Below are 21,221 nucleotides of genomic sequence, written 5' to 3' on the forward strand. Positions count from 1 at the left end.
TATGGCTCTTTCGACCTTGGGTAACACAGTATTTTTAGCTATCGCACTTGTTTTTTACATCCTATTCGGAGGCGCTGACTTTGGTGCCGGCATTTTGGAACTTTTCAGTCGCGGCGATCAGCGACGAGCACACCGTGACCTGATTGCGTCCGCGATTGCACCTGTTTGGGAAGCTAACCATATCTGGCTAATTCTGGTAGTCGTCATCCTTTTCGTCGGATTTCCAGAAATATACTTAGAATTAACTTCATGGTTATTTATTCCCCTCATGTGCCTGCTAGTCGGCATCATCCTAAGAGGATGCGCTTTTACCTTCCGACATTACGATACGCTGACTCCGCGCTTGGAAGGGCTCTACGCTTGGACTTACTCACTGTCTAGCTTATGGTCAGCTTTTTTCCTGGGAATATTGGCGGGAGCACCGATAGCCGGGACCATAAACCCTCTGGCGGCAAGTTTTCAAGATGCCTACGTCACTCCGTGGTGTAACCCACTTTGCTTTTCTATCGGTTTATTTACGGTATCAATTTGCACCATGCTTGCATCTGTATATCTCGTGGCGGAGGCCAATGAGGGACAGATGACAGCACACTTTCGCAAGCGCGCTAGGTATGCTGCTTTGCTCACTCTCGCCACTGGCGCGCTAGTGTTTATCGCCGCCCGATACTATAGCTCAGCACTTTTCAACAACTTTACGACAAGTTATACGAGCATATTAGCATTCGCAATCGCGACCGTGTTGCTAGCTCCTATGTGGTGGTCACTTGAACTTCGACCTAGCCCTACAGTCCTTCGGATCACGAGCGGAGTCATAGTTACCCTAGTGTTGGTTGGATGGTACGGCGCTCACTTTCCGATCGCTATTTATTACAGTGCGACAAGTAACACCCCCAACTTGACGTTTCAAGCTGCAGCATCACAGCTTCCTACTCAAAATTCGTTGTTCTCTGCACTAATAATAGGTGTGATCATTATTTTTCCTGCGTTATTCATTTTATTAAAAATATTTAAAAGTGCCACGTTCAAAACTAAATCTGAGGCGAATTGATCACCCAGCAAAGCTGCGACTCACACACTCAAAACTGCTCGCATGCAAGTAGCACCAAGGTATTAGGCTCTTCGATTAGGATGCCGACCCTCAGTTTGCTCATATTAAATGTCCAGCAGGAAGTCTCGCGCCTTCATACTTACCTCGATCTGAGAGTGAGTGATGACAACTCATGGCATTTTGATACTCTGAATATTGTTCGTTTTTCTTGATTAATTAGTCAGAAATAAATTGATTTGACCGTTCTTGGTAAAATTGCAGCGCATAGTCCACGTGCGCATCTAAACTATCAAAAATACGAAATCCCCGCTCCTTTAGACCTAAGAGGCCGAGCTCTGTGCAGGATAGCACAATACTATCGAGCCTCTCGCGGCTAGCCCAGTCGTCACAAAAAGCCTGAAATGCCTGGCGATCCTGATCATCGACACAGCCACGAACCAAACGCTCCCAAATCACTCTATGGATCTCGTCGCGTTCGGGTCGCGTGGGTATGCAAAGCTCGACACCGGCAGATTCTTGAATACGACGCTTGAGAAAAGGTTCCTCCATCGTCGGCCTTGTCCCCAAAAAGCCCACGCGGTGACTCGCATTTTTCGCGAGCGCTGAGGCAATGGCAGATCCCATGTGCAAGACAGGACGCTGCGTAGAAGATTCGATGACGCGCACAAATTTGTGAATCGTATTGCTAGCGATCACCAGCGCTTCGCAGCCACTTTGGGTGAGTAGAAGCGCAGAGTTTACGATCTGACGCTCAACTTCTTTCCATTGACCATTAGCTTGTGAGCGTCCAATCATTCCAAAATCGTGGGAGTAAATCAGAAGTGGAGCAGAACGGTCGCTACCAAAGATGGAGGCAAATCCTTCGTTCAACTTTTGATAGTAAATAAGCGTCGAATGGTAACTGAGACCGCCTATCAGACCAAGAGTAGGACTTTGCACTTGTGCCGTGGCGCGCATCATCGCATGAGATCTCCGCCTAGGGGTGGCACACCGATATTTTGGCTTCATCAATGGCTTTGCATGCTGCGTCAAAGCGCGCCTGGCCGACACCGCTGATTAAAACCACGGACTGACCAACAAGCCTATGCTCATAGAATTCGATGACCTGATCACGCGTATCAGGAGACGATCTCACTGGGTCAGGTTGCCACGGTAAATCTGGACATAGCAAGAGATACAAATCGTATTCACATTGGTCTGCAAGATCTTTGACTGACGCAGGACAGCTGCCATACAGCGTTTCCGCATAGAAAACCGTCATAGCAGCATCGGTGTCTACGAATAAATAATGACTGGCCTTTTTTTCCATAGCCACTACTTGCGCCCAGTGACCACGAGCGATAGGTTCCACGTCGGCAGCAGTCAGTGCGCCTTGCTTATTTATAGCATAGGCGCGCGCATATTCAGGGACCCACAGCGCCCTGTAATGGGTGGCTAATTGTTGACACAGCGTGGTCTTTCCAGACGACTCCGGCCCGATAACGGCAATTTTGCGACAATTTGATGCTTTACTGCTTCTTGTTGCATCCACTTGTTACGGAATCCAAGCATCGATATCGTGACGCAGGCTCCGGAACAACGCATTGAACGGCGCCCCAGTGGCGCCGTAGTGCGCTCCCGGATAATCACCACTCCAATTCCAGGTTGAGGCGAAGATATCAAAGTGCACCATGGGCGTGATCGCAAATTCTTTGAGGAAATGTGCTGCCACGTTAGAGCCGCCCCCGATATTGGCAGCATCAGGCATCCGTCCCATGTTTGTCAGATCAGCAGCCTTGGAGATATTGCCCTGTCTAAACGGTAGAAACTCACCCCAAAAGGTAAACTCCTCGCCTGTTTCCTGACCTGACCTTGCGAGGCTCAGCTGGCAGCTGGGCGGCGCAAAATGGACGGCGGTAAAGAAGTTGGTGAATTGCCTGAGCGATGCTGTGGTTAACGTCGCTGCAACTAAAGTTTGCGCTGGTTGCAGCGCCTTTTGACTGTAGTTGATGGCATCTGCAAGAATCAGGCGCCCCTCAGCATCCGTGTGTTCGATGATGACGTCCTTGCCAGCGTAGGAGCGAATGATGGCACCTGGCTTCATCGCGCGTTCACCGATGAGGTTCTCACAGGCCGGAATCGCCAAAGCTAAAGGCCCGTCGTATCCACTCTCGATGAGGCCCATGAAGAGATTGGCCATGAGGCCTGCACCGCCCATGTCATTCTTCATACAATTGACATGACTCTCGTGCGGCTTCAGGTTGATACCACCCGTATCGAAAGTGATGCCCTTACCAACGAGTAGCAGCGGCTTTGAACCTGGGACGACACGGTGAGTCGCCAGAAAAAACCGCGACGGCGAGAGATCACTCGCCTGTCCGACGGCGAGGAGGAGGTTCATACCAAGTTTAGTGAGTCCCTCGCGGCCAAAGGAATTGAACTCACAGCCATGACGCCGGCAGAACTCCTCGAGCCTTTCACCTATAGCGATAGATGTGAGCTCGTCAGGATTTTCGTTCACCCAACGACGGAATCCGAGTTGCCGCTGCCACCGCACCTGCCAGTGGGGATCAGCAGAGCGCAAAGCCTCGCCCTCACTTGTCAGGATGCGAAAGCTCTCGAGCTCACTGCGCTCGTAACGTGGCGTCATTTTACGCGTCCAAAAATCCTCGACAATTGCCAGCTCAGCTAGCCCCGACCCTGGTTCAAGGTAAAAAGCCAACTTCTTCAAATTGAACTGTGTTGCCAGCGATGCTGCCATCTTGGCAGCGACCCAACGGCGCTCCAGAGCCGATACTCCATCCTTCTGCCAAGTGAGCACCGCATAGGGACTACGACCATCGGGACGCAAAAATCCGGCATCACTGCGCAGATAATGCGTCCTACGACTGAGACTAGGTGCCGCGCGCTCGATCAACGCCCTAACCCACGGTGACTGCTCGGACCCGGGCCGACCGAGGACGATGAGCAATTCGTCAGCCGCAACGTGATCACCCGCAGTGTCTTTCGGTATCTCTATCAGCGTTGGGATCATGTTGGTAACCTCAAATGCCAAGCCTTAGGTTTCAGGAAGGTATCGATGCCAAGCACTGACAGCGTCGATCCAATGCCCGAGTGACCACGTCCACTCCACGGCAAGCGTGGACTCACGCGGTCGCAGCAATTCCAATAGACGCTACCGGCATTGAGCTCCGCCATGAATTTAGAGGCGCAAGCAGCGTCCCGCGTATAAACCCCTGCCGTTAGGCCGTACTCAGAGTCGTTCATAAGTTTTAAGGCTTCGTCGTCACTTGCGACTTTTTGAATGCCGATCACCGGTCCAAAAGATTCATCTCGCATGATGGCCATAGAGTGATTGACCTCGGTCAACACTGTGGCTGGATAGTAGTAGCCCTTACCACTCTGAGGACGCTCGCCACCGAGGAGTACTTTGGCACCTTTTTTGACGGCATCGCGCACTTGATCTTCAAGCACGGCAAGCTGTGGCTTGCGAGCAAGCGGGCCGAGATACACGCCCTCGGCCGTTGGATCACCACTCTTAAGAGTCTTAGCAAAAGCCACAAAATGCGCCACGAAGGACTCATAGATGTCCTTATGCACATAGATGCGCTCAACCGCACAGCAACTCTGCCCAGCATTGTAGAAGGCACCGTCGGCCGTGCCCTCAGCTGCCGCCTTAACGTCGACATCCGGACGGATATAGACTGGGTCTTTACCGCCTAGTTCTAGCTGCACGCGTATCATGCGACCCGCTACCTTCTCGATGATGCGTTTACCGGTGGCGTAAGAACCGGTGAAGAAGACACCGTCCACTGGCTGATCGAGCAACCATCCGCCAACCTCCCCCCCACCAACCAAACTCTGGAAAAGCGCTTCATGGAGACCTGCCTCACGCCACAATTTCTCAATGTGACGCCCCGTCAAGGTGGCAAATTCAGAGGGCTTATAGAGCACGGCGCTGCCAGTGAGGAGCGCTGGCACAAAGACATTGCTACCGACAAAATAGGGATAATTCCAAGCCGAGATGTTGGCGACGACGCCGAGGGGCTCATAACCGATCCGCTCGGTCATGCCGCTAGCTTGATCATGAAGGACCACTGGCTCACGGAGCCGCGCTGCAGTCTCGCTGAGATAGAAATCCAGGCGCCCTAGGGTCCCATTAACCTCGTTGCGCGCCTGCGCCAGTGGCTTTCCGACTTCGCTGGTTAGGATACGCGCACTTTCTTCACGATTATCCGCGAGCAACTGACGGAAGCGCTCTACAATACGTGCGCGGTCCGCATAACTCGTAGCACGCCAAGCACCCTGGGCCGTCTTAGCGGCAGCAAACTTTTTGGCGATCGTCGCCTGGGTGTCAGTTTCGAGCTTGGTGATTACTGCTTCGGTAGCCGGATTGATAATCTCTAGCATGTTCAGTCCTTTCTTGTGCGCGCCGCTTGCAGCAAAGCCTGCAGCACAGGCTCGGGGCTAAGGAGCGTCGACTCATGTTTATGCTGCAACTCAGGATGCCACTGAAGTCCGATCATGAACGCACCACTGCCGTCCTTGAGCCGGATGGCCTCAACTACACCGTCATGCGGACAGCGTGCCTCGACCACCATCCCAGGCGCTAAGTCCTTGACCGCTTGATGGTGCACACTGTTGATGTGCCCCTTCTGCACCCCAAACAGGCGCGCCAGTTCACCACCGGCCTCTAGGTGCACCTCGTGATGGTTACCCTCATAGACATCATAAATTCTGTGATGCAAAGAATTAGACACCTGCGTCCGCACGTCTTGGTACAGAGTCCCACCCATCGCGACATTAAGCACCTGGTGACCACGGCAGATGCCGAGCAAGGGTTTATCCAGCTTGAGTGCTGCCCTGATGATCGCGATCTCGTAGTCGTCGCGATGTTTATCACCTGACCAATCAGGACGCAGGGGCTTTTCCCCATAGGACTCAGGCGCCATGTCAGCACCGCCGGTGATGATCACAGCGTCGAGCTCAGCCACAAGATCTTCAACGCTCGTCGCATCGGCCACATCTGGCACGGTGGGTAAAAGGCAGGCAAAAGCTCCTGCCTTCATCACCCAATGGGCCATCCCCTCCTCTAAATAGAGGAGGCGGCGCCCCTTGTAAGCCATTCTGGAAAAGTCTGGCTGATAGATATTGGCGCTAAACCCAACGCGCAGTCTTTTAGTGGCCATGCTACTGTGCCCGAGCGTACAGTTTTACAAAATCCTCGCGCGTCACAGGACGCGGGTTACTGCCGTGACAGGGATCTGCGACCGCAAAATCAAGTAGGGTATCCGTAGTCTTGGCACCAATGGCGGCCAGCCCCGATGGTAGTCCCACCTCTTTTTTGAGAGCAGCCAACCAGTCGATAAAGCCCTTGGCTAACGCCGCTTGATCCAACGACTTGATGCCGACCACTTGACCGAGTCGTGCCAAACGCTCCGGCACTGCGCTGAGGTTAAATTCCATGCAGGCGTTGAGCATGAGCGCATTAGCAAGTCCGTGATGGGTATCATAGACCGTCGACAAGGCGTGGGCACAGGAGTGCGTCACACCGAGGCCTTTTTGGAAAGCAACTGCGCCCATAAGCGAGGCCTGCTGCATGCCTGCACGCGCTTCATAGTCGGTGGGGTTGCGTACTGCCTTGACTAGATGCTGCGCCACGAGACGCACGCCTTCGAGGGCGATACCGTCGGCCATCGGATGGTTACCCTTAGCGAGGAACGCCTCAATATTATGCGTGAGGGCGTCAAAGCCAACTGCTGCCGTCACAGCAGCTGGTAGTCCATAGGTCAGCTCTGGATCAGCTAATACCAGCGGTGGTAGTAGCTTGGGATCAAAAATGATCTTCTTCGCATGCGTATGGTCATCCGATACGACGGAAGAGCGACCGACCTCACTACCAGTGCCCGAGGTAGTCGGCACAGTAATCATAAATGGTACCGGTTGATCCACGGGTCGGGCGTCGGGCTTGCCGTCCTCATAGTCAAAGAGTTGCCCCGGATGATTCACCATCAGCGCGACGGCTTTACCCACATCGAGAGGGGCTCCGCCGCCAACGATCACCAAACTGTCGGCACCGTGCTCATGGTAGGCCTTGACCCCGCCCTTAACTTGGATCTCCGTAGGGTTACCAAAAACGCCCGCATATACGGAAGGTATGAGCCCAGCTCGTTCTAAACTCGCGGCTAAATCTGTGATCATCGGTAGCGGCGCTAATGCCTTATCCGTAACGATGAGAGGACGCTTCAGACCACGCTGCTTCAATGCGTCTGGCGCCAATTTAATCGCTCCAGCACCGAATTTGATGATCGTCGGGTAGTTGTACTGGACAACAGCCATGAAAACTTCTCCTTAGATGATTTCGAAGTAGCGCTTAAGTTCCCAGTCAGTGATTGCCTTCTGATACTGCTGCCATTCCCACATACGCGTTGCCGCATAATGATCGACAAACTTATCGCCAAAGAGCTCGCGAGCGATCGCTGACTTGGCAAAGGCTTCGGTAGCCTCAGCCAGGTTACGGGGGAGACGTGTCGCATGCTTAGCCAAATAGCCACTACCCTGAGTCATAGGCTCAGTTAGTTCGAGTTTGTTCTCAATGCCGTAGAGACCTGCGGCGATGGCCGCTGCAATACCAAGATAAGGATTGATATCAGCTCCACCAATGCGGAGCTCAAGGCGCGTCGATTTTTCGCTACCCGGAATGACCCGCATACAGACCGTCCGGTTGTCACGCCCCCAGGTTACGCGTGTCGGTGCCCAGAAGCCCTCTACCAGACGTTTATAGCTATTTACCGTCGGCGCAAAGAGCGGCAAGATTTCCGGAAGACAGCGCATTTGACCTGCCAGGTAGCTCTTAAACGTGGCGCTCATGCGCAGTGGATCCGTCGCGTCGTAAAACAAATTGACGTTGTCCGCATTACGCAAACTCTGATGCAAGTGACCACTGCAGCCCGGCAGTTGGTTATTCCACCGCGCCATGAACGATGCTGTGAAGCCAAAACGGTTGGCGATCTCTTTCGCCCCTGCCTTAAAAAGCACCGCACGGTCAGCCGACTCCAAGGCCTCGGCCGCGACTATGGCTGCCTCGTAGACGCCGGGACCCGTCTCGGTATGAAGACCCTCGATCGGCACATCGAATTCGCCCATCTGATCGTACAGTGCGTTAAAAAACTCTCGCTCATAACCTGAGCGCATCAGTGAGTAGCCAAACATCCCTGGAGTCAACGGCTCGGGCCTCGCGTGACCCTTCTCCGCTAGAGTTAGCGGGGTCTCGCGGAAGTTGAACCACTCAAACTCCACACCAACCATGGGATACATGCCTGCGACCTCGGCCTGCGCCAAGATCTGCTTGAGGAGCTGCCGTGGACAGATGGCCAAGGGCCGGTCCTGATCATCGACAAAATCGCCGAGGAAGAACGGCATATTTTGATCCCAAGGAATCGTCCTGAAAGTCGAGAGATCCAGGTTGACCTTGGCGTCGGGATAGCCGGTATGCCACCCCGTGTACTCAACATTGTCATAGGCTTGATCGGAGCTGTCCCAGCCGAAGACCACGTTGCAAAAGCCAAATCCAGACTCAGCTGCACTCAAAAATTTATCGACGTGCATCACTTTGCCGCGCAGGACGCCGTCAAGATCGGTGATGGCAACTTTGACTTTGGTCGCTTCTGATCGGCGAATCTGCTTGATAACGTCTTCCGGCTTACTCATCAGCGTGAATCCCCATCGGCATGGACGTGGCTGCAATGCTTTATGTGACTGCGATCATAATGGAGGCGGGGAAAATATAAAACAATGATCGCAATCCATGAGGTCAACCGACCGATCCTAACCGGCGATGAGAGCGCCCGACCAGAGCTGCGTCGGCAAGCCCAACTCACAGCCACGATCGGTACCTAAGAATTGCTTGCCGCCCCAGGTGAAGGCCTTACTCTCACTCTGGACTGTGATCGGCATTAGTTTTGGCTCCGCCTGACCATCGAGGCGCAAATAGATGAGAGGCTGGCCGGCACCACTGTAGGCCTCCCAGGTACCGCTGATAAGCGTACCGTCGGCAGTTTCCAGTACCGAATTGCCTGTAAGGCCCGTCTGTTTATATGCCATACGGCCCGTGCAGAGCCAAACCAACTGCCGACCGACAGTGCCACTAGAGGCACTAGCTGTGCCGGCAAAAGACCACTCACCGATGGCCAAATATTGCCGCGTCGGCAGGCTCGGTGCGAACGTCGTGAATCTGACGGACGCCACTGCGGCAGTAAACCGCGCCTGCAACGTGGCGCTGTCACCACCCGTGCCCCAAACCAGAAGCTTAACACCCCCAAATCCAGTCTGATCATAGCTATCACGGGGCAACGCCGCGACTATGGCAGTGACAGTCTTACCGCTCTCGGCTGTTCCCTCGTAGGTGCGCTTACTGCCCTTACCTGCAGCTGCTATGAGCTCCGATGCGGCACCAACGGCAGAAAGTGTGGCTCGCTCGCTTAAGGTCTCATTGTCACCCAGTACGGTCGCCAGTGTAGCGGTTGTAAGAGACACCTGGTAGCGAAGTACGACGCCCTCATCACCAGTCGATGATACCCATGTCATCGACGTTCCTGTGCTGCTGCGCGACTCAAGCCCCGAAGGTGTCGAGAACGCGACGCCAAGACCCGACAAGTCGGCGACACCAGCCGTCCAAGAGTCACCACCAGTGCCGCTATCACTCTTGCCACCACCGCACGACAAGGTGAACGCCACGACCATGGATCTGAGGATTAATCGGGACATAATTACTCCGATCTTTTAATACGGCATGTGCTAGGTGTCGCACGCAATTACTATAGTCGGAGTGCGCGACCTGTGGCAACGCGGTACGGGTCGGCCGCGCGTCATCGATTGATCAATGGACGGTAATTTCCGTATATAGGTGAGTACAAGGTCGGTATCAAAATTTAAGCATATCAGTCGCGGATAAGTTCATGATTTACAGTAACCATATCGCTAACACACTAAAATCGCTCGGTGCGGACCTCGGCGCTCCTCGGCAAATAGCTCAGGCCGTGCTGAAGTTATCGGATCACTATATAAACCATCCGGATGCGGCCACTCCTTGGCACACCGAATGGGCCAAGATCGCTTATGTGGCTTACTATTTTCCGCTGAATTACACGCGGGTAGCGGGAGTGCTGCGCGCCGGGCTCGGGCAGAATTTTTGGCAGGGTTTGACTTCGTTCTCTGATTTTGGCAGCGGCCTGGGGACCGTGCCGTTAGCGATTGCAGACATGCTACCGGGTCAGTTTGAGCGCGGTCTGGCCGTCGAATCATCTCCGGCGACAGAAAATCTTTACCGCCAACTCGCATTATCGCACGTGGCGCATCCCAAACTCAGCTGGGCAACTAAGTTGACACCGGTGCCTGAGGCGTCGGGTCACTTAACGGTATTTTCGTTCTCACTAACCGAACTCCCGGAATTACCCAAGGCTGCCCTCGCCAGTGAGGCGCTAGCCATTATTGAACCGGCCACAAATCAGGACGGACGGCGTTTAATGCAGCTCCGCGCCAATTTACTTGCCAATGGCTGGTATGCCTGGGCACCGTGCACCCACCAAGAGGCGTGCCCACTACTGGTAGATTCCGCGAGAGACTGGTGTCACGACCGCGTCACTTGGGAGGCGCCTGATTGGTTTTTGGCGATTGAGGAGCATCTTCCCATACGCAACCGCACGCTCACCCATAGCTATCTGCTCCTGCGTCGGCAGCCTCCCCCAGCGGCGCCTTACCCCACGGCGCGCTTGACCGGTGACCTCCAGCGCCAAAAAGGTGCCTCTAAGCAGATGGTCTGCCGCGGACCTAAACGCGAATTCTTGAGCTGGCAGCATAAGCACGGAACGCCGCCCGCATGGCCGCGTGGATCTCTAGTGCGCCTAGCGGCAGATATTGAGACCAAGAGTAACGAACTTAGACCTACACCCGACCAGTGTGAGCTGATCGGATGCTGAGAGTGATTTTTATCCTAAGTGCCTTATATCTCCGCCGTGAACGACGGAGTTTTACGGCACTTAGGATAAAATTTCGAGTTCGAGCTCACGCCTACTCTTAAATACCGTCCGACCGAGGGCTATTAGACTGCTGGAAATGCAGCAGATTTCGCTGCTCATTACTGAACAGACTGGCACGTTTGATGCATTGCGCAGATTAAAGCGGCTGCTGAACCTTTTTTGTGTTCAGTCGCGAATCACGAGTTAACCAAAAAATGAGGCGAGGATGTCATCATGAGAAAATTGCTTTTAGGTGCGGCATTACTGACCGGACTCACCACGGAAGCCAGTGCAATTGGCTGGAACTGCACTAACAGATGGGGCGGCAACTATAAGTTCACGGCTTTTGGGGGCGGCGGTTCTATCGAATACGAGGGCCCGACAAATGCCATAGATGTAGCCGCAGGGATACGCAAAAACCTTTGGGGCAGCTGGTGGAATTTAGACATTGGTCGCCATTTTGAGTTCGCTGTGCCCGGCTTTAGCTACAGTTGTAACTCATGGAACGGTGGGCATGACTATTGGTGCGATGGTACTGGCGGGAACGAAGGTGTCGAGCTGCAGAACTGCTACGGAAGGCCTTTCTAATTCAATGACAAAGTGCCTTGAGTATGTGAGCGCGATCTAGCTCCATCAGACGTACATCGATGACTGGTGCTGCGGACAATTGCGGAAGGTACCCTCAAGACCAAAGGCAACGTAGCAAGGTCAGAGATACGTCTGCACGATCGAAGATTCTCTAATAAGAGCGATGGTAAGCGTCACGACTTAATGAGCCTCAAAATATCTGACCTTAATTACGCACTGATCTGATGATCACCTCTAGCGTCTGGATGCGTAGTTACGATACCTACGCCAGTAGATTTTTTACGGACTGAGCTCTTTCCGCGAAAACTTTAGGCATCGACAGAAATTTTAGATAATTAACATAGGCGATCCCCGTATAGGTGACAGGCACGTATCTGCATCCACGCCGGATGAGCCACAATGTCCACCAGGCGGCGAATGAGGCTGATATGAGGCCTCGCCCCATGCGAGAGGTGAAGGCCGAGGGAACTATGTGACGATAAAGGATGTCTTCATCGCGGTAGTAATTTGGGGCGTAGGCTGCAAAGGCGCGCTTTGATTGCGCGTAAGCCTCAGCAGCCAAATATATTGGACGAGGATTCTGCCGAGCGGAGATGAGCGAATACCGAGCCAAAGTTTTCCAATAGTAAGTTCATCACTACCCTAGACTACGTCTGCATTGGCATGGGCGGCATAGTCTGAGCTCCGGTCGTCGTTTGGCCCATGATCACTGCAGTTATCGGTATGGTTACCGTATAAAGCGTGCCGGTATAAGTGACAGACTGAGCTGGCGGCGGCTCTGGATTATAAGTGCAGGTGGCGGATGAAGTCATGAGGCTGCAGGTGTAATATCCCGGCGGCATCGTAGCGCCGCGTGTCGACCGTAACGACGAGCTTTTCTCCTTCGTGCCGCCCCAGTTTGGAGAAATTGCCGAACTCACGTAGGTAGGCGGTGTTGTCCAGCATGGGATCACCGATGTTCCATGCTACTTGTACGAACAGCACTCGCTGGCCTCGAGTTGCCATGAAATCAATTTCAAAAGACTTACCCTGGTGATACCCGTGATAGGTTTGTACCTCAAACTGCGCTCGCCTGAGTTCGTTGTAAATGACGTTCTCCAAAAGTCGGCCGAGGTTGTTCCTTGCGTCATAAGCAAAGCCATGATCGCCAAGATAATATTTGTGTTCCGCCTTTCTCAATAGATCGCTGGTTCGAGCGGAATAGACCGCGGCTCGATCGATCCAATAGACGTTTTGCAACCATTGCAGGTGATCGCGAACCGTCGCCTCAGTCGTCCTGGCACCAGCTCCCTTGAGTTGCTCAGTGACGCGCTTGATAGATAGCTGGGTACCATAGGTTTGTCGGCTGTAATTGACTATGCGATCCACTAGATCCGTGTCTGCTTGATAGCGATCGATTACGTCCTTTTTAACCGTTGAATGGCGAATCTGGGTAAGAAGGTTGGCTCGTGCGTGGATGTCGGGAGCCAGCACCGCCTCGGGCATCCCTCCAACCTCCAGATACTCTGCAAACGCGGTTGGCTGATCCGGTGACAGGCCGCGTGCTGTGCAGAATTCGTCGAACCCAAACGGGAAAACATGCAGCAAATAGTAGCGACCGCGTAGCTCATTCGGTAGATCGTCAGACAGCACTTGGGAGTTAGAGCCAGCTATGACGACCTTATAACTTTTCTTCGGATGCTCGAGTAGGCTGGCGACGAGCTGCTGCCAGCCTTCGAGTTCTGTCACTTCATCGATGATCAAGTAGCGACGCTTTTGGCCATGGCTGGCAACCTCTGTTTCCCATGCGGCAAGAACCCTCTTAAATTCCTTGCCAGACTTTAACGGGCTCAAATCATCTAGGAAGAAATTGAGGTAGAGAATGTCTTCCGGTGGCACGCCTTGGGCAGTCAAAATATCGATATATTGACGAAGAATGTAGCTCTTACCGGAGCGGCGCTGGCCCGATACGACAATGAGAGCATCAGTTTTAGTAAACGACTGCAGCGAGCTCAGGTAGTAGCTTCGGGATATTCCTCGCGCCGCCCGCTCTCCGGGTTGCCAGAAGTTAAACGGCCGCAATAGTTCGAGATTTGCTAGGTTCTTAGCCAAATCGGCCTCAGTTTTGTGAGGGGCGAGTAGATATTTACAATACTAAATCAGAAGATTTAACGCAATATAAAAATTCATCTTGAATCTCTTTGGGTATTCTAGTGAGTATTTTTGATGCATGTAAAGCTTTCTCGAGATATTTCATGCACTAATTAATCACTCACCGTCGAATTAGCAGCGTCGATTGGTGGTAAAATCGCGTTTGGCTATAATGCCGGTTCAGTTTTCAGCGTTTAACCCGGCCTTAAAAAAAATTCGATTAAGCAATGTAGAAACTAGATCGAGCGGTGTCGGTATAACGGAACTGATTCAGGAAGACCGGCGAAGATGATCTGCACACTAGACGCAAGTGCTGCGATTGAAGTCTTTTTAAAAAGACCCAGGTCTAATGGCAAAGCAGGATTTTTGAGTTAATTCGCCCAAAAAATATAAACCAAACGTCATCTAGGAAAAGTCGCCTGCGTTAAAGCGGCACGGCCTCAATTCCTGGTCCCAAAGCACGAGCGATCTCTCCTGGGTAGATCACCTGCAGCTGACTGAGGCCTAGCGACTCCATGGCTACCTTCATAGAGCGCGTGACTCGAGGTTCGAGAGTGTATTTGATTTCGAATCCTCGTAAATCCTGACCTTCCGCCACTACGAGATCAAGCTCGCACTGGCCGTGGACTCCCCAGAAGAAACAATCATCGGCTCGCCAGCCGTGGCGCCTGATCAATTCCTCAAGGGCAAAGCCCTCCCAAGATGCGCCGAGCATAGGGTGAACCGCCAAGTCTGCAGCGGTTGTGACATTGATCAGCCTGTGCAGTAGGCCGGAATCGCGCAGATAAATTTTCGGCGATTTCACCTGTCGCTTAGCAATATTTGTATGCCAAGGATTGAGGCGTCGCAGCATAAAGGTATCGACAAGAATATCGATGTACCGCTTAACCGTGGTCTGCGACAAATCAAGTGAGTTGGCAAGCTCGGCCAAATTGGCTGTCTGTCCGTGGTAATGCGTGAGCATAGTCCAAAGTCGTCGCATGACAGTGGGCGGTGCACTTAGGCCAAGCATGGCTAAGTCTCGCTCGAGAAATGACCGGATATACTGCTCGCGCCAGTCTGCACTAGCACGGTCATTGGATGCCAAGAAGGACAATGGATAACCACCTCGCAACCAGAGATTTGGCAAGGCCTCGTGCCCGACCTCACCCAGAGCAAATGGCGTCACGTCGATATACTTGATCCTACCAGCCAGTGTTTCCGCACCCTGCCGGACTAGATCGGGCGCAGCACTGCCTAGAATGAGGAAGTGCGCAGGTCTATCATCACGATCAGCGAGCACCCGTAGAAGCGGGAATAAGTTGTTCTGCCGCTGAATCTCGTCGATCACCACCAGGCCTCGAAGTCCCGCTAGTGCCAGCTTGGGTTCGCTTAGGCGCAGCAAAGACTCTGGATCTTCGAGGTCGAAGTAGTTGCTGACTTGCTCTGCCTTGGGTACCGTCGCCTTAAACACAGACCTCGCAAGTGTAGTCTTGCCCGATTGGCGCGGTCCGAGTAGTGCGACTACCGGATAGGCCGCGACAGCCTCGTTAACAGCCGTGATTAACTCTTTACGATCAATTAGTTGCGGTAGATTCATGAAATTCCCCACTTTAACTGGATAATTTCACGAATAGCGATAGAAGTCAATTATTCTAGGATGTTGAATGCTTTTCCAGGACAATCAGCGGTCAACTCCATTTCGGTTCGAGGTCAAAAAACAGACAATTTTCGGGGCCGATCAGGCAACTCTCCTTACCGGAAAGACATAACCCTCAGGCCGGAGATTAAGAAGGGATTCCAGTTTGGTGATGATGCAGCGGAGGGCAAGGAAAAGGGTGAGTTCAAGAACTACACCTGGTCAAAAATGCTCGCTCAGGTGTTTAAGATTGACGTCACCAAATGCGGCCAATGTGGAGGCGATCTCGTCAAGGTCTGCGCCATTACCGATCCCATGCAAGCTAGGCGCTACCTAAAACACGTCGGTCTCGACTACGAGCCTCCGCCGAGGGCTCCGCCTAGACACGAGCAGGGAGAGTTCCACTTTGAGTCTGATGACTGGTCGAGTGAACACCTGAGCTAAGCGAGGCATGTGCTGGATGACGAGGCGGAGTCCAGTTAGCTCATGGGCTGGGGTGCCCTATTGGGAAGTCGGCCAGTACTCCAACCATACCGTAGGACGCTTTAGCGTCTCGGGCTTGGTTGGTGGTGAAGGCCGACACACCGTGAGCTTCGCAAAGCGAAGTGAGCGGTCCATGATGCTAAACTTATATTTTTTTCTTGATGAGAATGAAGTCGCTCGAAATGTTCCCCAAGTCGTGAGATTATCGCCTTGTTGAAGCATTTAATTCACCACAGTTGTAGTTTTAGTTGTTGTGGTTATGGAACTGCTCAAGCGCAAGGTTACATACCGCATTTACCCCTCGACCAAACAAGCAAATAAAATGGTCGAGATGATGCGTCTCCATCAGCGCCTTTACAACGCGGCACTGGAGCAGCGCATTGATGCTTATCGTCGCTGTGGTAAGAGCCTCAACTACTACGACCAAGCTAAAGAGCTGACACAGCTAAGGGCTGAATTCCCGCAATATGCCGCCCTTAATGCCCAGTCAGAGCAGGTGACTCTGCGACGTCTTGAGAGGGCGTACCAGGCCTTTTTTAGACGCTTGAGAGCGGGAGAGGCTGCTCCTGGATTTCCCAGGTTCAAAGCCTTCGACCGCTTTAAAGGTTGGGGATATGCGGCGCATGGGGATGGCTGGAAGTTCAAGCCTAATGCGGATTACGTACATGGCACGCTGCACCTCAGTGGCGTAGGTAATTTACAGGCACGTGGTCGACCGATGTTTATGGATCAGGCTAGGAGCAGCCGCGATCCAGGCCAGCCTAAGACCGTTGAGATCATACGTAAGAGTAGCGGAAAGTGGTTTGCGTCGATCACCTTTGCGACGCTGCGGCCATATCGAGCAAGTGGCACAGCGGCAGTCGGCATTGATTGGGGTACTGCCACGTTTGTCACCATCGTTGGTGACGACAACGCCCAGCGCCTCGTCGCCAATCCGCGTCACTTTAAAAAGTACGATTGCCATTTAAAGAAAGCGCAGCGTCGGTTGTCCCGCAAAAAGAGGGGGTCCAGGAACAGGGCCAAAGCCAAGCTGAAGGTGGTCTCCTGTCATGAGAGGCTGGCTAATCAGCATGATGATTTTCTCCACCAAACCAGCGCCCGTATTGTACGTGAGTCCAGACTAGTGGCTACAGAGGCTCTGAACATCAAGGGCATGACAGCCCACGGTGGTGTTTATAAGAAAGGGATAAATCGCAGTATCCTTGATACATCGCCTGGCAAATTTTTCGCATTGTTGGAGTTCAAAGCGGCAGACGCTGGTATTCCCTACATCGAAATACCAACCAGGAAGGTCAAACCATCGCAAAGCTGCTCCGGTTGTGGAGCTGTCCAAAAGAAGGCTTTGTCTGAGCGCGCGCACGCATGTGTTTGTGGGCTCACGCTTGATCGGGATGTGAATGCTGCACGTGTGATTTTGAATTATGCTTTAACAGGCTGTGTCACGGGACGGGAACCGTCCTTAGGTGTGGAGGGTGGGGTTACCCGCCCTTTGAAGCACGAAACTCTGACCATACCGGAACGCTCTTGCAAGAGAGCGTGAGGATTGGTCGGGGTAGTTCATATTTTTGTCGCCCTCATATCAGTTGGTTCGCCCTCGCCCAGAAACTTTTCGCACATCAATTTTAGACCCATGCGCACTGCGTCCGATTCACTGTAGCCTAACTCACTAAGGTCACGAAGACAGCCGAGGTCCGCCTGACTGAATCTAAATGATTTTAAAAGTGTAGGTTCTTTTCCCTTGTGTCCGACTCTCGCCACCCATTGGCGGTAGGAAGCTGCGGGTACAGATCGAAAATCTTCCGTGGCTTCCCCTCTACGTAAGGCTTTTATGACTCCTAGCAAATCCGCCGGTAGATGCTCTAAGTCCGAAAAAATACCAGGGCGCTTCAGAACTAAAGCTGGCAGTAATTCTAGGATTCGCTGTTCAAACTCACCCGCCCAAAGACAATCTTTAATTGAGATTTTGCCGCGACTTGGCGCGTACACTTGGTTTGTCTGTATCAGTCCATCCGCGACTAATTTACCAAGAACTTTCTTAAATCTGCTGCTTTGTCGCGCTGACTTAGCTTTGTCAGCTGATGCCTGAAGGCGCTTTTTTAAGCTGGGTGAGATACTCACACAAATTCCTCCAAATCTATGCCGTATATCTTACATAGATTTAAAAATAGAGGACTGGCCCCGGCCACTAGATAGTCCCTTATGAGAACGCGATTCTTCGCTTTAGCCTTCAAAGCCTTTGATATTAAGACGTACTCCAAATCAGCTCGGTATCCATCAAAGGTCAACCCACTATAGATTGAGCTATAAGTGGTTTCCCGCGGCATCCAAATCTCATTTGAAAGCTCATCGTAATGCAGTCCTTCCTCGGCTAAAATCGCACAGAATCGCTCCTTTGCTAACCAAGTGAAATTGGCATAAGCGTCGACATCCGCGGTAGCAAATACAGGGATATCAAGCTTGGCTGCGATAACGGCAGTCTGACCCAGCAGTTTAATGAAAAATCTTGGAATCTCAGCCACGCCATCTTTTCTAAGTGTCTGATTCAGTCGCGCAATATCTCGATCCAAGGACTGGAAAACTTTATCAATCATTTGTCCTCCGCAAAAGTCTGTACATACATAGTATCGGAATTTGTACATACATACTTTAAGTGATTTGTATCCACGTCTGCGGGGCGCAAACAAAGACTAATAATTACATTGCGTTAAATCACCTCGGGATTGCTGTTTTAATAATAATAGTCCAGGGCCACAACGGCTCCCGAACAGAATGGACGCCTAGTTCGACTGTCGCCTTGGGGAGGCAGGTATGCTCAGATATTGAGCACGACCGAAGGCAGCTCACGATCGGGTCAAGGCCCGCGCTGACCAGGCTTGCTGCCATCTAACGGTCGAAACTGTCCGGGCTTTCTACTCGGACGCTAACTGTACCCGAGTCACTACTGACGCAATGGTACGTGACGCTAGCGTGGTAGACCCACCATCCATAGTTTTCTACCGCGACAGCAAAGAAGGCGCACCCACTCTCACTGCCACCGATGGCCTCGGTGGCACTGTAGGTAGTTCGAACAAATGATCGCCGCAATCCGCCTTATTTATGGGGCGGTCAAGGCGATCCACTAAGGTTTCGCGTTAGCGAATACCGCCGCTAAATCCGTTTGTATAAGTAAATTGCATCGAATATTATCCCTCCGCTCTTTGACAAGTAAGGTACGGGTTCGATGCCCAAAACATGGCATCGGTAAAAACCTTAGTGTTGTGTCGAGTGTACTTGTGCGTGGCTACACTCACCCCGCTAGCGCGGATTAAAACTGACATAACTTTCTAGCGTACAAATCATTTTAGACCCTGGAACGGGGTTGCTCGCTGCAAGGCGGGTATCGGACGTGGAGTCCACATAAGACCAGCTTAGCGAAGCGAATCTGGCAAGGACGGCGAAGCGTTAAAAAAGATGAGAAAGCGAGAAGCTTCGGCTTCAAGCAAGTATCGGAAGCCTTACCCCTTTAGGGGGAGCGGTAGTTCACGCTTTATCTGGTTCCCAATGCTCTGTCTCTAACGTCCCCGGATCTTGGAATAGGAGCAACACTCTACTACCGCCGCATTAGCAGCATCGATAAGCGGCAAAATCGCCTTTGGCCCTAATGCCGGCAATTACGTCCGAAAGATCGGCGGTGGCTTCGGCTATGAGGGCGAAGTGCCGCTGGCTAAAGGCAAGCGCTGCTACTCAGTTAACGGCTTCTCACTCCACGCCAACAAATCCATTAATACACACGCTCGTGACCGACTTTACAAACTGATCGAATACATAGCCAGGAGCCCACTATCCAACGACCATCTTGAGATACTAGCAAACGGCGACGTCAAGCTTGCACTCAAAACGCCGTGGTCTAATGGCACTACGCATCTTGTGTTCACGCCGACCGAGTTCACCCGGAAGTTGGTGGCACTCATTCCCCCACCGCGCAGCCATCTCGTACGGTGAGCCCCCTTTCTCCAGTTTATTTGCACCGAAATCTCCTTACCGGAAAGACATAACCCTCAGGTCGGAGCTTAAGAAGGGATTCCAGTTTGGTGATGATGCAGCGGAGGGCAAGAAAAAGAGTGAGTTCAAGAACTACACCTGGTCAAAAATGCTCGCCCAGGTGCTTAAGATTGACGTCACCAAATGCGGCCAATGTGGAGGCGATCTCGTCAAGGTCTGCGCCGTCACCGACCTTATGCAAGCGAGACGCTATCTAAAACACCTTGGCCTAGACTACGAGCCTCCGCCCAGGGCGCCGCCGCGCTGCGAGCAGGGGGAGTTCCACTGTGAGTCTGATAACCTTCCTCAGTGTAGTGGACACCGAGTTAAGCGAGGCATGTGCTGGATGACGAGGCGGAGTCCAGTTAGCTCATGGGCTGGGGTGCCCTATTGCCTCGATAGCTGATGCTAAAGGACATCGCGGAGAATGCTCGTAGTCACGGTGGCCACAATGGCGCCTGGTACGGAGAAATCCTGCCATTTAGGCAGACAGTGGGTTGCGGAGGTGGGAAGGTTGGCCCAGGAAGCAAGCCCGGGTGCTGGGGCAATGGGGGTTGAATGTCCTACCAACGTTACATCGTGTTAAATGTATCTAGCACATTCGCGCCTGAGGTTATGGAACACTTTAATATCGCACCGAACGTCATACCCCGCTTTGCAGATTCCCCCTCTAACTTCTTCAAAGCCTGCGGAGACCGATTTGTCAGCGGTGTTCGCAAAGCTGCTGGTGTGATCCCGGTCATGCGTTGCGAAACTGCATCAGCGACGGAGAAATTGGCCCTGGAATCTAAAATAAAAGCTGAGGGCGGATTTAAGGCACTAACTGCTAGCGCCGAGATACAAACACTATTGGATAACGTTAGGGTTAAATCAACAGACGGCTGTCACATAGAGGTAGACTCATACGGTGGAGTTGGGAATTACGATTTCAAAGATAAAGCCACACTCGTAGAGAGTGCCGTCAACTACGTAACCAAGAGCACCCAAGCTACGGCAACTCCCGTTGAATTCGAAACGATGCCCTACACCGCTATAATTGATGCCGATTTCCACGCGAAAGTACTGTCAAAAATCGACCTCGAGCTTGTAGAACAACGCAAGTACTCATCCTACAAACAAAAATTTATTACCGACACGTTAACGGGTGTGTCACTAGCAAGCTCAGTACCAGACCCTCAAAAAACTCTTTTCAACCATGCTAGTGCCGTGATAAAGGCCGCGCGCGAAGACCTGAAAAGATGCTTTTCGCACATCTACGACCCCCAGGCATGTCGTGAGAGGGGTTTTCCAAAGTTACCGGATCGGGTCGTCTTAACACCCATGAATAACTAAACAAATC

General features: G+C 52.4%; 19 protein-coding genes. 7 read left to right on the plus strand and 12 right to left on the minus strand.

The features are described 5' to 3' along the window. Nucleotide 1: 1 nt before the first annotated feature. The gene (locus FJ146_09895; protein ID MBM4252272.1) at nucleotides 2-1,048 is read left to right on the plus strand and encodes a cytochrome d ubiquinol oxidase subunit II; all 1,047 of its coding nucleotides are present in this window, start codon (nucleotides 2-4) and stop codon (nucleotides 1,046-1,048) included. Between the two features lie 216 nt (nucleotides 1,049-1,264). Here FJ146_09895 and FJ146_09900 read toward each other — a convergent pair whose 3' ends face one another. The 8 genes from FJ146_09900 to FJ146_09935 form a co-directional block, all read right to left on the minus strand. Beyond that, on the minus strand, nucleotides 1,265-2,056 hold the full coding sequence (locus FJ146_09900) for an amino acid racemase (protein MBM4252273.1): 792 nt from the start codon (nucleotides 2,054-2,056) through the stop codon (nucleotides 1,265-1,267). Further along, nucleotides 2,025-2,579: an ATP-binding protein gene (locus FJ146_09905; protein ID MBM4252274.1), complete on the minus strand. Its 555-nt coding sequence runs from the start codon at nucleotides 2,577-2,579 to the stop codon at nucleotides 2,025-2,027. Before FJ146_09905 ends, FJ146_09900 begins: the two co-directional genes overlap by 32 nt. A 3-nt stretch (nucleotides 2,580-2,582) precedes the next feature. Next, complete coding sequence (locus tag FJ146_09910) at nucleotides 2,583-4,061, minus strand: hypothetical protein (protein MBM4252275.1); 1,479 nt, start codon at nucleotides 4,059-4,061, stop codon at nucleotides 2,583-2,585. Further along, the gene (locus tag FJ146_09915; GenBank protein MBM4252276.1) at nucleotides 4,058-5,437 is read right to left on the minus strand and encodes an aldehyde dehydrogenase family protein; all 1,380 of its coding nucleotides are present in this window, start codon (nucleotides 5,435-5,437) and stop codon (nucleotides 4,058-4,060) included. Before FJ146_09915 ends, FJ146_09910 begins: the two co-directional genes overlap by 4 nt. A 2-nt stretch (nucleotides 5,438-5,439) precedes the next feature. Next, entirely contained in the window at nucleotides 5,440-6,216 is a 777-nt protein-coding gene (locus tag FJ146_09920; GenBank protein MBM4252277.1) for a gamma-glutamyl-gamma-aminobutyrate hydrolase family protein, read from the minus strand. 1 nt (nucleotide 6,217) lies between these two features. Beyond that, nucleotides 6,218-7,366, minus strand: a complete 1,149-nt coding sequence (locus FJ146_09925) for an iron-containing alcohol dehydrogenase (GenBank protein ID MBM4252278.1) — start codon at nucleotides 7,364-7,366, stop codon at nucleotides 6,218-6,220. 12 nt (nucleotides 7,367-7,378) lie between these two features. Continuing rightward, nucleotides 7,379-8,737: a glutamine synthetase gene (locus tag FJ146_09930; protein MBM4252279.1), complete on the minus strand. Its 1,359-nt coding sequence runs from the start codon at nucleotides 8,735-8,737 to the stop codon at nucleotides 7,379-7,381. A 117-nt stretch (nucleotides 8,738-8,854) separates the two neighbouring features. After that, nucleotides 8,855-9,793 (minus strand): hypothetical protein, encoded by a 939-nt coding sequence (locus tag FJ146_09935; protein ID MBM4252280.1) that lies wholly within the window; start codon nucleotides 9,791-9,793, stop codon nucleotides 8,855-8,857. A gap of 191 nt (nucleotides 9,794-9,984) precedes the next feature. Here FJ146_09935 and FJ146_09940 point away from each other — a divergent pair, with 191 nt between their 5' ends. Together FJ146_09940 and FJ146_09945 are read left to right on the plus strand one after the other, a co-directional pair. After that, a complete protein-coding gene (locus tag FJ146_09940; GenBank protein ID MBM4252281.1) occupies nucleotides 9,985-11,004 on the plus strand; it encodes a hypothetical protein in 1,020 nt (339 codons plus the stop codon). Between the two features lie 273 nt (nucleotides 11,005-11,277). After that, nucleotides 11,278-11,631: a hypothetical protein gene (locus tag FJ146_09945; GenBank protein MBM4252282.1), complete on the plus strand. Its 354-nt coding sequence runs from the start codon at nucleotides 11,278-11,280 to the stop codon at nucleotides 11,629-11,631. A gap of 783 nt (nucleotides 11,632-12,414) precedes the next feature. Here FJ146_09945 and FJ146_09950 read toward each other — a convergent pair. Beyond that, nucleotides 12,415-13,722, minus strand: a complete 1,308-nt coding sequence (locus FJ146_09950; GenBank protein MBM4252283.1) for an ATP-binding protein — start codon at nucleotides 13,720-13,722, stop codon at nucleotides 12,415-12,417. A 463-nt stretch (nucleotides 13,723-14,185) separates the two neighbouring features. Next, nucleotides 14,186-15,322: an ATP-binding protein gene (locus tag FJ146_09955; GenBank protein MBM4252284.1), complete on the minus strand. Its 1,137-nt coding sequence runs from the start codon at nucleotides 15,320-15,322 to the stop codon at nucleotides 14,186-14,188. A gap of 78 nt (nucleotides 15,323-15,400) precedes the next feature. Between FJ146_09955 and FJ146_09960 the strand changes: the two genes are divergently transcribed. Both FJ146_09960 and FJ146_09965 read left to right on the plus strand, forming a co-directional pair. Then, entirely contained in the window at nucleotides 15,401-15,823 is a 423-nt protein-coding gene (locus FJ146_09960) for a hypothetical protein (GenBank protein ID MBM4252285.1), read from the plus strand. A 298-nt stretch (nucleotides 15,824-16,121) separates the two neighbouring features. After that, complete coding sequence (locus FJ146_09965) at nucleotides 16,122-17,402, plus strand: transposase (GenBank protein ID MBM4252286.1); 1,281 nt, start codon at nucleotides 16,122-16,124, stop codon at nucleotides 17,400-17,402. A 17-nt stretch (nucleotides 17,403-17,419) separates the two neighbouring features. Here FJ146_09965 and FJ146_09970 read toward each other — a convergent pair whose 3' ends face one another. Further along, nucleotides 17,420-17,980, minus strand: a complete 561-nt coding sequence (locus FJ146_09970; protein ID MBM4252287.1) for a hypothetical protein — start codon at nucleotides 17,978-17,980, stop codon at nucleotides 17,420-17,422. Further along, entirely contained in the window at nucleotides 17,977-18,453 is a 477-nt protein-coding gene (locus FJ146_09975; protein ID MBM4252288.1) for a hypothetical protein, read from the minus strand. Before FJ146_09975 ends, FJ146_09970 begins: the two co-directional genes overlap by 4 nt. 1,021 nt (nucleotides 18,454-19,474) lie before the next feature. Between FJ146_09975 and FJ146_09980 the strand changes: the two genes are divergently transcribed. Both FJ146_09980 and FJ146_09985 read left to right on the plus strand, forming a co-directional pair. Then, nucleotides 19,475-19,843 (plus strand): hypothetical protein, encoded by a 369-nt coding sequence (locus tag FJ146_09980; GenBank protein ID MBM4252289.1) that lies wholly within the window; start codon nucleotides 19,475-19,477, stop codon nucleotides 19,841-19,843. Nucleotides 19,844-20,440: 597 nt separating this feature from the next. Continuing rightward, entirely contained in the window at nucleotides 20,441-21,214 is a 774-nt protein-coding gene (locus FJ146_09985; protein MBM4252290.1) for a hypothetical protein, read from the plus strand. Nucleotides 21,215-21,221 lie beyond the last annotated feature (7 nt).

This window comes from Deltaproteobacteria bacterium, assembly GCA_016874735.1.
Lineage (GTDB): Bacteria > Bdellovibrionota_B > Oligoflexia > Oligoflexales > CAIYRB01 > CAIYRB01.

Coding starts and splice junctions, on each gene's coding strand:
- FJ146_09895 (MBM4252272.1), top strand. CDS start 2: ATGGCTCTTTCGACCTTGGGTAACACAGTATTTTTAGCTATCGCACTT.
- FJ146_09900 (MBM4252273.1), bottom strand. CDS start 2,056: ATGAAGCCAAAATATCGGTGTGCCACCCCTAGGCGGAGATCTCATGCG.
- FJ146_09910 (MBM4252275.1), bottom strand. CDS start 4,061: ATGATCCCAACGCTGATAGAGATACCGAAAGACACTGCGGGTGATCAC.
- FJ146_09915 (MBM4252276.1), bottom strand. CDS start 5,437: ATGCTAGAGATTATCAATCCGGCTACCGAAGCAGTAATCACCAAGCTC.
- FJ146_09920 (MBM4252277.1), bottom strand. CDS start 6,216: ATGGCCACTAAAAGACTGCGCGTTGGGTTTAGCGCCAATATCTATCAG.
- FJ146_09925 (MBM4252278.1), bottom strand. CDS start 7,366: ATGGCTGTTGTCCAGTACAACTACCCGACGATCATCAAATTCGGTGCT.
- FJ146_09930 (MBM4252279.1), bottom strand. CDS start 8,737: ATGAGTAAGCCGGAAGACGTTATCAAGCAGATTCGCCGATCAGAAGCG.
- FJ146_09935 (MBM4252280.1), bottom strand. CDS start 9,793: ATGTCCCGATTAATCCTCAGATCCATGGTCGTGGCGTTCACCTTGTCG.
- FJ146_09940 (MBM4252281.1), top strand. CDS start 9,985: ATGATTTACAGTAACCATATCGCTAACACACTAAAATCGCTCGGTGCG.
- FJ146_09945 (MBM4252282.1), top strand. CDS start 11,278: ATGAGAAAATTGCTTTTAGGTGCGGCATTACTGACCGGACTCACCACG.
- FJ146_09960 (MBM4252285.1), top strand. CDS start 15,401: ATGTTGAATGCTTTTCCAGGACAATCAGCGGTCAACTCCATTTCGGTT.
- FJ146_09965 (MBM4252286.1), top strand. CDS start 16,122: ATGGAACTGCTCAAGCGCAAGGTTACATACCGCATTTACCCCTCGACC.
- FJ146_09975 (MBM4252288.1), bottom strand. CDS start 18,453: ATGATTGATAAAGTTTTCCAGTCCTTGGATCGAGATATTGCGCGACTG.
- FJ146_09985 (MBM4252290.1), top strand. CDS start 20,441: ATGTCCTACCAACGTTACATCGTGTTAAATGTATCTAGCACATTCGCG.